General features: G+C 69.8%; 11 protein-coding genes and 2 tRNA genes. 8 read left to right on the top strand and 5 right to left on the bottom strand.

The window, feature by feature from the left end; all coding sequences use genetic code 11:
- The first annotated feature begins 191 nt into the window (after window positions 1-191).
- The 4 genes from OG520_RS13490 (at window position 192) to OG520_RS13475 (ending at window position 3,445) form a co-directional block, all read left to right on the top strand.
- Window positions 192-1,334 (top strand): SDR family oxidoreductase, encoded by a 1,143-nt coding sequence (locus tag OG520_RS13490; protein ID WP_399328859.1) that lies wholly within the window; start codon window positions 192-194, stop codon window positions 1,332-1,334.
- Between the two features lie 117 nt (window positions 1,335-1,451).
- Entirely contained in the window at window positions 1,452-1,913 is a 462-nt protein-coding gene (locus OG520_RS13485) for a molybdenum cofactor biosynthesis protein MoaE (RefSeq protein ID WP_385336088.1), read from the top strand.
- Between the two features lie 128 nt (window positions 1,914-2,041).
- Entirely contained in the window at window positions 2,042-2,212 is a 171-nt protein-coding gene (locus OG520_RS13480; RefSeq protein ID WP_399328860.1) for a hypothetical protein, read from the top strand.
- A 144-nt stretch (window positions 2,213-2,356) separates the two neighbouring features.
- On the top strand, window positions 2,357-3,445 hold the full coding sequence (locus OG520_RS13475) for a PDZ domain-containing protein (protein WP_399328861.1): 1,089 nt from the start codon (window positions 2,357-2,359) through the stop codon (window positions 3,443-3,445).
- 29 nt (window positions 3,446-3,474) lie between these two features.
- Here the strand turns inward: OG520_RS13475 and OG520_RS13470 are convergent, their stop codons facing one another.
- Complete coding sequence (locus OG520_RS13470; protein ID WP_406013329.1) at window positions 3,475-4,035, bottom strand: PPA1309 family protein; 561 nt, start codon at window positions 4,033-4,035, stop codon at window positions 3,475-3,477.
- Window positions 4,036-4,172: 137 nt separating this feature from the next.
- Between OG520_RS13470 and OG520_RS13465 the strand changes: the two genes are divergently transcribed.
- The 4 genes from OG520_RS13465 to OG520_RS13450 all read left to right on the top strand — a co-directional run bounded on the left by OG520_RS13465 (window position 4,173) and on the right by OG520_RS13450 (window position 9,746).
- Window positions 4,173-7,115 carry a UPF0182 family protein gene (locus OG520_RS13465; RefSeq protein WP_406016477.1) on the top strand — a complete coding sequence of 981 codons (2,943 nt, stop codon included), beginning with the start codon at window positions 4,173-4,175 and terminating at the stop codon, window positions 7,113-7,115.
- A 52-nt stretch (window positions 7,116-7,167) separates the two neighbouring features.
- Window positions 7,168-7,241: transfer RNA gene (locus tag OG520_RS13460), tRNA-Met, on the top strand.
- A gap of 213 nt (window positions 7,242-7,454) precedes the next feature.
- The gene (locus OG520_RS13455; RefSeq protein WP_406013328.1) at window positions 7,455-9,566 is read left to right on the top strand and encodes a tetratricopeptide repeat protein; all 2,112 of its coding nucleotides are present in this window, start codon (window positions 7,455-7,457) and stop codon (window positions 9,564-9,566) included.
- 106 nt (window positions 9,567-9,672) lie between these two features.
- Window positions 9,673-9,746: transfer RNA gene (locus tag OG520_RS13450), tRNA-Met, on the top strand.
- 66 nt (window positions 9,747-9,812) lie between these two features.
- Here the strand turns inward: OG520_RS13450 and OG520_RS13445 are convergent.
- The 4 genes from OG520_RS13445 to OG520_RS13430 all read right to left on the bottom strand — a co-directional run bounded on the left by OG520_RS13445 (window position 9,813) and on the right by OG520_RS13430 (window position 13,283).
- The gene (locus tag OG520_RS13445; RefSeq protein WP_406013327.1) at window positions 9,813-10,958 is read right to left on the bottom strand and encodes an ABC transporter substrate-binding protein; all 1,146 of its coding nucleotides are present in this window, start codon (window positions 10,956-10,958) and stop codon (window positions 9,813-9,815) included.
- 32 nt (window positions 10,959-10,990) lie between these two features.
- A complete protein-coding gene (locus tag OG520_RS13440; RefSeq protein WP_406013326.1) occupies window positions 10,991-11,860 on the bottom strand; it encodes an ABC transporter permease in 870 nt (289 codons plus the stop codon).
- Window positions 11,857-12,666: an ABC transporter ATP-binding protein gene (locus OG520_RS13435; protein ID WP_406013325.1), complete on the bottom strand. Its 810-nt coding sequence runs from the start codon at window positions 12,664-12,666 to the stop codon at window positions 11,857-11,859. The genes OG520_RS13440 and OG520_RS13435 overlap by 4 nt, the downstream gene beginning before the upstream one ends.
- 197 nt (window positions 12,667-12,863) lie before the next feature.
- On the bottom strand, window positions 12,864-13,283 hold the full coding sequence (locus OG520_RS13430; RefSeq protein ID WP_399328868.1) for a Fur family transcriptional regulator: 420 nt from the start codon (window positions 13,281-13,283) through the stop codon (window positions 12,864-12,866).
- Between the last annotated feature and the right edge of the window lie 14 nt (window positions 13,284-13,297).

The following is a 13,297-nucleotide window of genomic DNA, read 5'->3' as shown; positions in this document are numbered from 1 at the left end:
GGTTTCCTCGGCTCGTAGGGCCGTCGGCTCGAACCGACGGCGACTGCCCGGCATCACCATCCAGCGTAGACACCAAAAGTCCGCTCAGGGCCTCAGTGCGCCGCCGGCTCCCGGCCTGCGGCAGGATGGACGCCACCTGGTACGCACGCGTCATTCGGGTACGTACTGAAGACAACCGCTGGAGACGCCCGGTGAGTTCCCCAGATCCTCAGGTTCGCGCAGCGCGAAACCTGTCCACCCCCTCGACCGAGAACAAACCAGAAAAGAGCCGCTCCAGGAGCCGTGGCCCCGTCGTCGCGGTCACCGGAGCCGCGGGGGGCGTGGGCGAGCTGCTCACCGCACGCCTCGCGGCATCCGAGGAGATCAAGCAGGTCATCGCCATCGATGAACGCCGCGGAGAGGTCTCCGAGGCGACCTGGCACATCCTCGACGTGCGCGACCCCGCCATCGCGGAGAAGCTGCGCGGCGCAGACGTCGTTGTGCATCTCGCACTCGATCTGGACCTGGAGACCGACCCCGCCGCCCGCACCGCCTACAACGTGCGCGGCACCCAGACGGTGCTGACGGCCGCCGCCGCCGTCGGCGTCCACCGGGTCGTGCTGTGCACATCGGCGATGGTCTACGGGGCGCTGCCCGACAACGACATCCCGCTCGCCGAGGACGCCGAACTGCGCGCCACGGCCGAGGCCACCGGCGTCGGCGACCTCCTGGAGATCGAACGGCTGGGCCGCCGCGCGCCCCGCGCCCACCCCGGGCTCAACGTGACCGTGGTCCGGCCCACCGTCCTGGTCGGCGGCACGGACACCGCGTTGACCCGCTACTTCGAGTCGCCGCGCCTCCTGGTCGTCGCCGGATCGCGTCCCACCTGGCAGTTCTGCCATGTCGACGACCTGGTCACGGCCCTGGAGTACGCCGCGCTGGAGAAGATCGACGGCGAGTTCGCAGTCGGCTGCGACGGCTGGCTGGAGCAGGAGGAGGTCGAGGAGCTCAGCGGCGTCCGCCGGATGGAGCTGCCCTCCGCCGTGGCCCTGGGCGCCGCCGCCCGGCTGCACCGGATCGGCCTCACCCCGTCCCCGGCGGGCGATCTGGCGTACACGATGCACCCCTGGGTGGTCAGCGTGAGCCGGCTGCACGACGTGGGATGGCGCCCGAGCTGGACCAACGAGGAAGTGCTCGCCGCGCTCCTCGAAGAGGTCGAGGGCCGGCACACCGTCGCCGGACGCCGCCTCGGCCGCAAGGACGCCACCGCGGCGGGTGCCGCCGGTGCGACCGTGGCACTGCTCGGCACCGCCGCCCTGGTCCGCCGCGCCCGCAAGGCCCGCCGCCGCATCTGAGGGCTGTCGGGGCCATGCGCTCCCGGGGACTTCTGTAGAAGGCTCCAAGGTCAGGGGCGGCCCGCCGGTGGAAAGCGCTATTCCGCCTTGTCGGTGCCGTACGGCACCATGGGCCCCATGGCACCCACCAACGACCACCCCGGCGAGCGGGCGGCAGGCGACCCCGTCCGGCTGCTGGAGATCCGCGACACCCCGCTGTCGGTCGACGAGATCTTCCGGGCCGTGGGGGACGACGCCGCGGGCGGCACGGCGCTCTTCGTCGGCACGGTGCGCAACCACGACGGCGGTCAGGACGTCGGCGGGCTCGGGTACTCCTGTCACCCCTCGGCGCAGGACGAGATGCGCCGGGTGGCCGAGAAGGTCGTCGCGGATTTCCCGGTCCGGGCGCTGGCCGCTGTCCACCGGGTGGGTGACCTCCAAGTGGGCGATCTCGCCGTGGTCGTCGCCGTCTCCTGTCCGCACCGTGCCGAGGCGTTCGCGGCCTGCCGCAAGCTCATCGACGACCTCAAGCACGAGGTCCCGATCTGGAAGCACCAGCGTTTCTCGGACGGCACCGAGGAATGGGTCGGAGCCTGCTGAGCGCAAGTCGGCCGGGATGCCGTGCGGCCCGATTTGCGTAACCCCACCCCTGCCGTGAGCGTTGGTTCCGCAGACGGTTAATCTGCTGATCGGTCCGTTGCGGTCGCTCATGGCGTAGGGAGGTCGTAATGGCAGCACTCGCCTGGTTGTTGATTCCGCTTTTCGCTGCGCTCGGCGCTGCGATATGGGGAAGCTGGGCCGCCAGAAACCGAACGACCGGCGATGTCTCCGAACTCGCCGGCTATGCCAGGTTCCGTGAGGCGATGGAGAAGTCGGACTCCGGTTCCGATGTCGTCTGACGCTTCATCGCGCGTACGCAGTCGCCAATCCCGCATCGCGGCTCCGGCTGCCGACGGCCTCCCGCGCAGCCCGCGCCCGGTTTCCCGCCCCGTACGGACCGGCCCCGGCAGTGCACTGACAGACCCTTCCCGTACTGTCGTTCCATGCCACGCCGCACCGCGACGATGCTCGCCTCCACCCTGATCCTCATCGCGCTGCTCTGCGCAGGCGTGCTGATCAAAGTGCCGTATTCGGAGATGTCTCCCGGGCCGACCGTGAACACCCTCGGCAAGGTCGGCGGCGAACCCGTCCTGCAGATTTCCGGGCACAAGACGTACCCGACGACCGGCAACCTCAATATGACGACGGTCAGAGTCACCGGTGCCGACTACAGCATGAATCTCGTCGAGTCCGTCTACGGCTGGCTGGCACACGACAGCGTGGTCGTGCCGCACGACACCCTCTACCCCGACGGCAAGACCGAACAGCAGTCGACGCAGGAGAACGCCGAGGAGTTCAGTCAGTCCCAGGAGAGCGCCAAGGTCGCCGCGCTGACCGAACTGGGCATCCCGGTGTCGTCGCGCGTCGTGGTCTCCACGGTGGTCAAGGACAGCCCCGCCCAGGGCAAGCTGCACGCGGGCGATGTGATCAAGCAGGTCGACGGCACGCCCGTCGAGCAGCCCGAGGACGTCGCGAAGCTCGTCACCCGCCGCGACCCCGGCGAGAAGGTCACGTTCACGATCATCCCGGCCCGGACGGCACAGGCGGCCGAGAAGGCCGGCAAGGAGCCCGAGGGAAGCCGGAAGATCGTCCTCACCACCGCGAAGGCCCCCAAGGAGAACCGCGCGATCGTCGGCATCCAGGCCGGGACGGACCACACGTTCCCGTTCCGGATCGACATCAAGCTCGCCGACGTCGGCGGCCCGAGCGCCGGTCTGATGTTCTCGCTGGGCATCGTCGACAAGCTGACGCCCGGCAATCTCACGGGCGGCAAGTTCGTCGCGGGCACCGGCACGATCGACGACAAGGGCAAGGTCGGCCCGATCGGCGGCATCAACATGAAGCTGGTCGGCGCGCGAAACGCCGGCGCCAGGTACTTCCTGACGCCGGACGAGAACTGCAAGGCCGCCGCCTCCGACACCCCGAGCGGACTCACGCTGGTGAAGGTGAAGACGATCGACGACGCGAAGAAGTCGCTGGAGAAGATCCGGGTGGGGGACACGGCCGGCCTGCCGAGCTGCTCGGCAGGCTGACCGCGCCCCCTCGGGGGAACGCGACGGGGTCAGGCCTCGAAGGTCGCGGCCAGCGCGTCGGCCAGGCCCGGCACCAGACCGGCGCCGGTCCGCACCTCGCTCGGGGCGTCCTTCGCGCGAAGCCGTACGGCCGACTCTCGCGTGCCGTCCCGGAGGACCGCCACGGTCATCCGCACCTCCTGACGTTCCGGGTGCTTGGCGACCCACTTGGTCAGCTGCGCGTCGCTGAGCCCCTCGGGCACGGAGGCCTCGGCGGACGGCGGCAGCATCAGCCGCTCCACCGTCATCGCGCACCCGATCACCGCGTCGGGCCAGGCGATCGTGGCGAGGAACTCGTCCAGGGCGGTGCCCGGCGGCAGCTCGTCCTGCTCGATGGGGGTCAGTGAGGAAGTCGGGGATTCGGCGCTGTCCAGACCGAGCTGGGCGGCGAGACCGGGCTCCTGGATGTGCAGCCGGGCGGTGTCGACCAGGGCGAAGAGCCGGGCCGGCTGGTCCCAGCCGAGGCCGGAGATGTACTCGTCGATTTCGAGCACGGCGACGGTGAGCGGGCTCGCGGCCATCGGAGGGCCTGAGGGGGAAACGTTGGGCATGGTCAATATCCTGCCTCCTTCCGCCCCGGGAACGGGAACTAGGTAAAGCCTCAGTAAGTTGCATAGGTGGGCTCTACGATCGCTGGGCCCGCTTCACACGACCCGCGAACTTCGAGGTGCGCACGTTGGCTTTCCAGATGCCGGACCGCGGCGGAGGCCCGACCGGGCCACGGATCAGAGTCGGCCGCCCGTCCCGGCGCGCCCGTACCCTGCTCATGACACTGGGCGTCCTGGCGGTTCTCGCCATGGCGTTCGTCATGTTCGCCGGGTTCTGGACGGACTGGCTCTGGTACCGGTCGGTCGACTATTCGTCCGTCTTCACCACCACCCTGTGGACCAAGATCGGGCTGTTCCTCGTCTTCGGACTGCTGATGGCAGTCGCCGTCGGCCTGAACATCTGGCTCGCGCACCGGCTCCGGCCGCCGCTGAGCGCGATGTCGCTGGAACAGCAGAGCCTGGACCGCTACCGGATGAGCCTCGCCCCGTACAAGAAGTGGGTGCTGCTCGCGATCACCGCGCTCATCGGGCTGATCGCCGGAGCATCCGCCTCCGGCCAGTGGCGTACCTGGCTGATGTACGTGAACGGCGTGGCGTTCGGGCAGAAGGACCCCCAGTTCCATCTGGACGTGTCCTTCTACGCCTTCGACCTGCCCTGGTACCGCTTCCTGCTGGGCTTCGGCTTCGCGGCCACGGTGCTCTCGCTGATCGCCGCCGCGATGACCCACTACCTGTACGGCGGTCTGCGCGTCACCAGCCCCGGAGCGCGGGCGACCGGCGCGGCCACCGGCCATCTGTCGGTGCTGCTCGGTGTCTTCGTCTCGCTGAAGGCCGTGGCCTACTGGCTCGACCGGTACGGCCTGGCCGTGAAGTCCAGCGACTTCAAGGCCACGGACAACTGGACGGGCCTGCGGTACGTCGACGCCAACGCCTATCTGCCGGCGAAGACCATCCTGTTCTGCATCGCCGCGATCTGTGCCGTGCTGTTCTTCGCGACGCTCTGGCGCCGCACCTGGCAGCTCCCGGTGATCGGCTTCGGTCTGATGGTGCTCTCGGCGATCCTGATCGGCGGGCTGTACCCGGCGATCGTGCAGAAGTTCCAGGTCCAGCCGAACGAGCAGGCCAAGGAAGCCCCGTTCATCCGGAAGAACATCGAAGCGACGCGTGACGCGTACGACATCGACAACGCGCAGGTCGACGACTACTCGGGCAAGAGCACGACGGACGACGACACCAAGCTGCGCGCGAGCGCGAACGAGGCCGCCAGCTACCGGGTGATGGACCCCAACGTCGTCTCCCCGGCCTTCCAGCAGCTCCAGCAGAAGAGGAACTACTACCAGTTCCCCAAGACGCTGGACGTGGACCGCTACAAGGACGCCGCCGGCAAGGACCAGGACACGGTCATCGGTCTGCGCGAGCTCAACCTCGACGGCATCCCCAAGCGCAACTGGATCAACGACCACTTCACCTACACCCACGGCTACGGCGCCATCGCGGCCCGGGGCACGACGACCGGCAAGAACCCGAAGGGTTCCCCGGACTTCACCGAGTCCGGCCTGCCGACCAGCGGTGACCTCGGCAAGTACGAGCAGCAGATCTACTACGGCGAGAAGACCGAGCAGTACTCCATCGTCGGCGGGCCCCAGAAGGAGCTCGACTACGAGGAGGACGGCGAGAAGACCACCAGCTACAAGGGCAACAGCGGGGTCAGTCTCTCCAACGCCTTCAACCGCGCCGCGTACGCCGTCTCGTTCAGCGAGCCGCAGATCCTCTACTCGGGAGCCATCGGCGAGGGTTCGCGGATTCTCTACAACCGCACGCCCAAGGAGCGCGTCGAAGCGGTCGCCCCGTGGCTGACCATCGACGGCGACGCCTACCCGGCGGTGGTGAACGGCCGGATCCAGTGGGTCGTCGACGCGTACACCACCACCAACGGTTACCCGTACGCCTCCCGTACGACGCTCGGCGACACCACGGCCGACTCGCTGACCACCAACCAGCGTGCGGTCGTCGCCCAGCAGAACCAGGTCAACTACATCCGCAACTCGGTGAAGGCCACCGTCGACGCGTACGACGGCAAGGTCAAGCTCTACGAGTGGGACACCGAGGACCCGGTCCTCAAGACCTGGCGCAAGGCGTTCCCGGGGACCGTGGAGCCCAGGGCGGACATCCCGCAGGAGCTCATGGACCACCTGCGGTACCCGCAGGACCTGTTCAAGGTGCAGCGCGAGCTGCTCACCCGCTACCACGTCACGAACCCCGCGCAGTTCTACAGCGGCAGTGACGCGTGGCAGGTCCCGGACGACCCGACCAACAAGGAGTCCGGTGCCGTCCCGCCGTACTACCTGAGCATAAAGATGCCGGACCAGACGGCCCAGAAGTTCTCGCTGACGACGACGTTCACCCCGAAGGGGCGGCCCGACCTCGGGGCGTTCATGGCGGTGGACGCGGACGCGGCCAGCAAGGACTACGGCACGATAAGACTGCTGAGAGTCACCACCACGGTGAAGGGCCCCGGGCAGGTACAGAGCGAGCTCAACGGCAACGACGACGTCGCCGAGTTCGTGAGAAACCTGAAGGGAACCGACTCCGACATCGAGTACGGCAACCTGCTGACCGTGCCGCTCGAAGGGGGCTTCCTCTACATCGAGCCGGTGTACACGCGCGGTGGCACGCAGAACTATCCGCTGCTGCGCAAGGTCGCCGCTTCGTACGGGTCGAAGACCGTCTTCGAGAACAGCCTCGGGGAGGCGCTCAACGCGGTCTTCGGGGTGACGGACTCCGGCACCACCCCGCCGGAGACCACCAGACCGCCGGGCACCACGGAGCCGCCGGCCACCGGTGACGCGGCGCTGAAGAAGGCGATCGCGGACGCGCAGAAGGCCTACGCGGAGGGCGAGGCGGCCCTGAAGGAGCAGGACTGGACCGCCTACGGCAAGGCCCAGGCGGATCTGCAGAACGCGTTGCAGCGTGCGGCGGCGGCCCAGCCCAAGTCGGGCAGTGCGAACAGCGCCAACGGTGCAGACAGTGCGAACAGTTCGGACAAAAAGGGCAAATCGTCCGGTGCTGACGGTGGTGGCTGAGTAACCCGGTAAAGGCTCACCCCCGCGTCGTGGTACTGTTTCAACACAACGACGCGGGGTGGAGCAGCTCGGTAGCTCGCTGGGCTCATAACCCAGAGGTCGCAGGTTCAAATCCTGTCCCCGCTACTGAAAGACGAAGGCCCGGATCCTTTCGAGGATCCGGGCCTTCGTCGTGTCATGACGACTTTCTTGTGCAGGGTGCGTGAAGTGCGGTTCGCGGGGCACGAGTTGGGTCCGGACGTGTTTGACTTATCTCTCTGTGGGCATGTCGACAAAACGCTGAAGTGACCTCACTGGCCGCGATATACCAGGTGTACGCGGGTTGCGGGTGGTGCGACGATGGTATTTATGGGGGACAGGGCAACTCTGTTGGAGACAGGGCGGTTTGTACAGCATCGCGGTCATTGGCCGGATAACGCGATGAATGCGGCTTTTGGTGGTACCACCGCGGAGAACAACGAGACCACTGACACACCTGAGAAGCCCGAGACACCTGAGATCATCAAGGCGACCGAGACTGCCGAGACTGCGGGGTGTGCCGCGACCGTCGAGAGCACGGAGTTCACAGAGAACACGGGAAGCGCGGGGGCCGACGGGAGCGCCGGGGCCACGGAGACTCCCGGGAGCGCCGAGAGCCCGGAGAGCGCCGAGAGCGAGGCGCGGCACCGTCGCGCCGCCGACGCCGGGGACACCGCGTCGATGAGCGTCCTCGGCGCCCTGCTGCTGCGCCGCGGTGATCTGGACGGCGCCGAACCCTATCTGCGCGGGGCCACCGCGGACGGCGACCGGGCCGCGGCCAACAACCTGGGCGTCCTTCTCCACCAGCGCGGATACGTCGACGACGCGGCCGGCTGGTGGCGCATCGCCGCCGTCGCGGGGTCCGCCGCCGCCGCGCACGCGCTGGGCCGCCACTACCGGGAGCGCGGCGACGAGCCCGGTGCCGAGTACTGGCTGCGGCAGTCCGCCGAGCAGGGGCACGCGCTGGGTGCGTACGCCCTGGCCGACCTGCTGGAACACCGTAGCGACGTCGGCGCGGAACGTTGGCTGCGGGCCGCCGCCGAGCAGGGGCACCGGGAAGCCGCGTACCGCCTCGCGCGCATGCTGGACCGCAACACCGCCGACGATCCGCACGACGCCTTCGGCCGCCCGGGGCTGGGCCCCGGCGCGGGCGACCGGCCCGGTGCGCCCGGCCGTTCCGCGGCGCGCAAGGACGACGGCCCGGTGGCGGGTCCGGCGACCGGGCGCGTGGGCGAGGCCGAGCAGTGGTACCGGCAGGCCGCCGCGCGCGGCCACCGGCGTGCCGCCCTCCACCTCGGCGCCATCCTCGAACAGCGCGGCGAGCCCAAGGAGGCTGGCCGGTGGTACCTCATCTCCGCGAAGGCGGGCGAGGCGCGCGCCGCCTGCGCGCTCGGCTTCCTGCTGCGTGACGCGGGCGACGAGGAGAGCGCCGCCGTGTGGTGGCTGCGCGCCGCCCAGGACGGCGACGGGAACGCCGCCAACGCCCTGGGCGCCCTGCACGCGGCCCGGGGCGAGCAGCAGACCGCCGAGCGCTGGTACCGGGCCGCCATGGACGCGGGCGATGTCAATGGCGCCTACAACCTGGGCCTGCTCTGCGCGGCCCAGGACCGTACGCCGCAGGCCGAGCAGTGGTACCGCCGTGCCGCGTACGCGGGCCACCGCGAGGCCGCCAACGCACTGGCCGTGCTCCTGCTCCAGGCGGGCGACGCGACCGGTGCCGAGCCCTGGTTCTCCAAGGCGGCCGAGGCGGGCAGCGTCGACGCGGCGTTCAACCTGGGCATCCTGTACGCCGGGCGCGACGAGGACCGTACGGCACTGGTCTGGTACGAGCGTGCCGCGGCGGCCGGCCACACCGAGGCCGCCCTCCAGGTCGGCATGGCCCTGCTGCACCACGGCGAGGAGCAGGAGGCGGAGCGTCATCTGCGCTGCGCGGCGGGCGGCGGCAGCGCGGAGGCCGCCTTCCGGCTGGCCGGGGTGCTGGACTCACGGCAGCCGCCGCCCGGCCCTCCCGCGCTCGGCGAGCCGATGCCGGAGAAGACCGAGTGCGAGGAGTGGTACGAGCGGGCCGCCGAGCAGGGGCACCGCCGCGCCCAGGTGCGGGTCGGCATGCTCGCCGCGGCCCGAGGTGATGTGGACAGCGCCGCCCGCTGGTACCGCGAGGCCGCCGAGTCGGGCAGCCGCAACGGCGCCTTCAACCTCGGGCTGCTACTCGCCCGCGAGGGCAGCGAGCGCGAGGCGGCGCTGTGGTGGAGCCGGGCCGCGAACGACGGGCACGGGCGGGCCGCCCTGCGCCTCGCCCTGCTGGCCGCCCGCCGGGGCGAGCTCACCGAGGGGCAGCGCTGGTGTGCGCGGGCGGTCGAGCTGGGCCCGGCGGAGGTCGCCGAGCGGGCTGCCCGGCTGCGCGAGGCGCTGCACCAGGAGCTGACCGCATAGGGCCGTGCATGGTCCTGCGCAGGACCATGTGCGGCCCGTCGGCCCCGGGCGCCGGAACGGATTTGCGCTGGTCGGGAGCGGTGACGTACAGTTCTAAACACAACGACGCGGGGTGGAGCAGCTCGGTAGCTCGCTGGGCTCATAACCCAGAGGTCGCAGGTTCAAATCCTGTCCCCGCTACTGAAGACAGAAGGCCGGATCCTTTCGAGGATCCGGCCTTCTGTGCATGCGCTGCGCGTGAGTGAGTCAGAGCTTGTGGCCCACCGCCTCCGCGTACATCGCCCGGTCGACGGCCTTCGCCTCGGGCACCGAGGCCCCCTTCGAGACGCCCGAATCGGCGTACGCCTCCTGCAGCCGGTCCGTCGTGCCTTTCCGTATCTCCCAGTCCATCCGCATCGACGGGGTCGACCGCAGCGTGGCCTGGTCGGTCTTCAGCAGCTTCGCCAGCTCGGCGACGAAGCCGGGATCGGACTTGTAGTCGCCGGCGAAGTAGGTGTTCACCGTCCGGATGTAGGCGCGGAGAAAGGCGACCCCCGCGTCCGGGTCCTTGTTCAGCAGCGTCGGGCCGAAGAGCAGGCCGCCGAGCGGTTCACCGACGGGCTGGCCTCCCAGGAACGCGTACTTCCGGTCGCCGTCCACCTTGCGCCAGATCGGGTCGAGCAGCCAGGCCGAGTCCACGCCGCCGTTCTGCAGCGCGGTCAGCACATCCGCGGAGCCGAGCTGCTGGAAGCTGATCCTGTCGAGGCCGCCGCCGTGCTTCTTCAGGGAGGTGTCCATCGGGTACGCGATGACCGACCCCTTGCCGATCATGGTGCCCAGCTTCCGGCCCGCCATCTCGACGTGATCGGCGCTCTCGCCGTCCTTGAGACGCACCCACAGGCCGCTCTTGGAGGCGGGGTCGGGGGAGAAGTTCCCCGCGACCCACTTGATGTCGAAGCCGCCGTTGATGCCGTTCATCACGGCTGCCTCGGGAGCCGCCCACTGGGCGTCCACATCGCCCTTGGCGAGCAGTGGCAGGGCGTCCGGGGTGGGCAGCACTCTCAGTTCGACGTCCAGCCCCTCTTTCGTGAACTCGCCCTTCGCCACCGCGACCTGGAGCGGAGCGACGTACTCCGCGCTCAGGGTGCCGGTGGCGACGGTGATCTTCCGCTTCTTCGTCAGGGGCCGGGCCGCCGGGGCGCCCTTGTCGCAGCGGGCCGCCTTCCGGCCGGGGGCGAGGTCGGCCGGGTCGGTCCAGCTGCCGGCACCACAGCCCGCGACGGGCCTGACGGTGCGCGGCGCGGCGGCGGCGCCGTCGCCGCCGCCGGAGTCGTGCCCGGCGCAGCCCGCCGCGCCGAGCAGGGATGCCGTGACGAGCACGACGATGCGGGTGAAGGGGATGTGGGTACGCACAGTGCCTCCGTACGAAGAGCGTGGGGAGCCGTTCAGGACCGGCTGCGGCCGCGGTCGCGCGGGGCCCACGGGGTGAGCAGCCGCCCGGCGATCCGCACCGCTTCGGAGAAGACGACACCGAGGACCGCCACACACACGATGCCGACGAACATCACGTCGTTCTGGAACAGCGCCCGGGAGTCGAAGATCAGATGACCGAGACCGTCGGCCGCGGCGATCTGTTCGGAGGCGACGATGACGAGCACGGCCACTCCTGCCGCGATCCGTGCCCCGACCAGGACCGCGGGCATCGACGCGGGCAGCAGCACATGGCGGAACATCTGCCAGGGCGAGGCGCCGAAGACCTGACCGGCATCACGGTGGCCGACCGGGACGGCGAGCACGGCCGCCATGGTGGAGATCCAGACGAAGAAGAAGACGGTCGCGGCGACCAGGGCGATCTGCGGGCCTTCACCGAGGCCGAACATATTGAGGAAGACCGGCAGCAGGGCCAGCTTCGGCACGACGTACAGGGCGTCGAGCAACGGCTCCAGCGCCGCCCGTACGAGGGAGAGCGAGCCCATCAGCAGGCCGAGCGCGTATCCCGAGATGGTGCCGATCGCGTAGCCGCCGAGGACCCGCTTGAGCGTGGCCCATACATCCGGCCACAGTTCACCGGCGCCCGCCCTGTCCAAGCCGTCCGCCAGGATGGTGGAGGGGGCCGGGTAGACCCGGTCGTCGATCCAGGACTGCGCGGCGGCCAGTTGCCAGAGAAGCACGAGGAGCAGCGGTACGGCGACGGCGAGCGCGATCTCCAGGGCGCGGCGCCTGCGGTGGGTGCGTACCGGACGCAGCTCCTGCGGGCCCGGCCTGCGGATCAGGACGCCGTCGTCGGGCTTTGTGGCGTTCACGGTGACGGTCATGCCGGGACCGCCTCCCTGTGCACCTCGCCACGCAGGAGTTCCCACAACTCGCTCTTCAGCGCGGTGAATTCGGGCGCCGACCGGACTGTGCCGGTGCGCGGCCGGTCGAACGGTGGGCGGCGCTCGGCGATGATCCGCCCCGGTCGGGCGGACATCACCAGCACCCTGTCCCCGAGCACGATCGCTTCTTCGAGGCTGTGGGTGATGAAGAGGGTGGTGGTACGGGTGTTCTGGGTGAGGTCGAGCAGCTCGTCCTGGAGGATGGTGCGCAGCTGGGCGTCGAGCGCCGCGAACGGCTCGTCCATCAGCAGTATCTCGGGTTCGACGGCGAGGGCGCGGGCGATCGCGACCCGTTGCCGCATCCCGCCGGAGAGGGCGGCCGGATACGCCCCCGCGAAGTCGGAGAGCCCCATCCGGGCCAGCCAGTCGCGCGCCCTGACGTCGGCCTCCTTGCGTGGTACGCGCTGGATGTCGAGACCGAACCGGACATTGGCGAGCACGGTCTTCCAGTCGTAGATGCCGTAGTCCTGGAAGATCATCGCCGCCGGACGGGGTGAGGTCGTACGGATGGACAGCTCGCCGGAGCTGGGGCGGAGCAGTCCGGCGGCGATCCTGAGCAGCGTGGACTTGCCGCAGCCGGACGGGCCGACGATGCAGGTGAACTCGCCCGGCGAGACGGAGAGATCGAGCGGGCCAAGGGCGGACAGGGCCTTGGCACCGTGCCCGAACGAGCGGCTGAGCGCGTCGGCGCGGAGTTTGGGGCTGGTGGCTGCGGTGGTCGGTGGGGTCGGGTGCGGATCTCCCACGGGTCTCTCCTCGCGCGTATCGAGGTGCGGATCCGCCGCGGGGCGGACGTGATCGCCGCAGACGATATGACGACCCGTCAGATTCGGGAAGGGGGTGCGCACGTGCCGGCGGCGGGGAGGGGTGCCGCCCGCTGTGAGGATTCACGCGAAAGGCCCCGGTGCGCGTGATGCTCGCACCGGGGCCTTCGTCGGGTGGATCAGGTCGTCGTGGCGCAATTCGGGCAGATGCCCCGGTAGGTCACCTCGACGCCGGACACCGTGAAGCCGAAGCGCTCGGCGCTCGGCAGATCCGCCATCGGGTCGCCGGCCGGGTGCACATCGCGGATCGTGCCGCAGCTCGCGCAGACGAGGTGGTGGTGGGGCCGGTGCGCGTTCGGGTCGTAACGCTTGGCGCGGCGGTCCGTGGAGACCTCTATGACCTCGCCGAGCGTCACCATCTCGCCCAGTGTGTTGTAGACGGTGGCGCGGGAGATCTCGGGCAGCTTGGCCACGGCCCGCGCGTGGACCTCGTCGGCCGTCAGGTGCACATGGTCCCCGTCGAGGACCTCGGCCACGACGCGCCGCTGCGCAGTCATGCGCCAGCCGCGTCCGCGAAGTCGTTCCAACAGGTCACTCATAGAAACAAGCCTAA

Origin of the sequence: Streptomyces sp. NBC_00984 (assembly GCF_045162475.1) — a bacterium.
GTDB lineage: Bacteria > Actinomycetota > Actinomycetes > Streptomycetales > Streptomycetaceae > Streptomyces.
The sequence above is the reverse complement of the archived record's forward strand: the minus strand, read 5'-3'. Positions and strand labels throughout refer to the sequence as shown.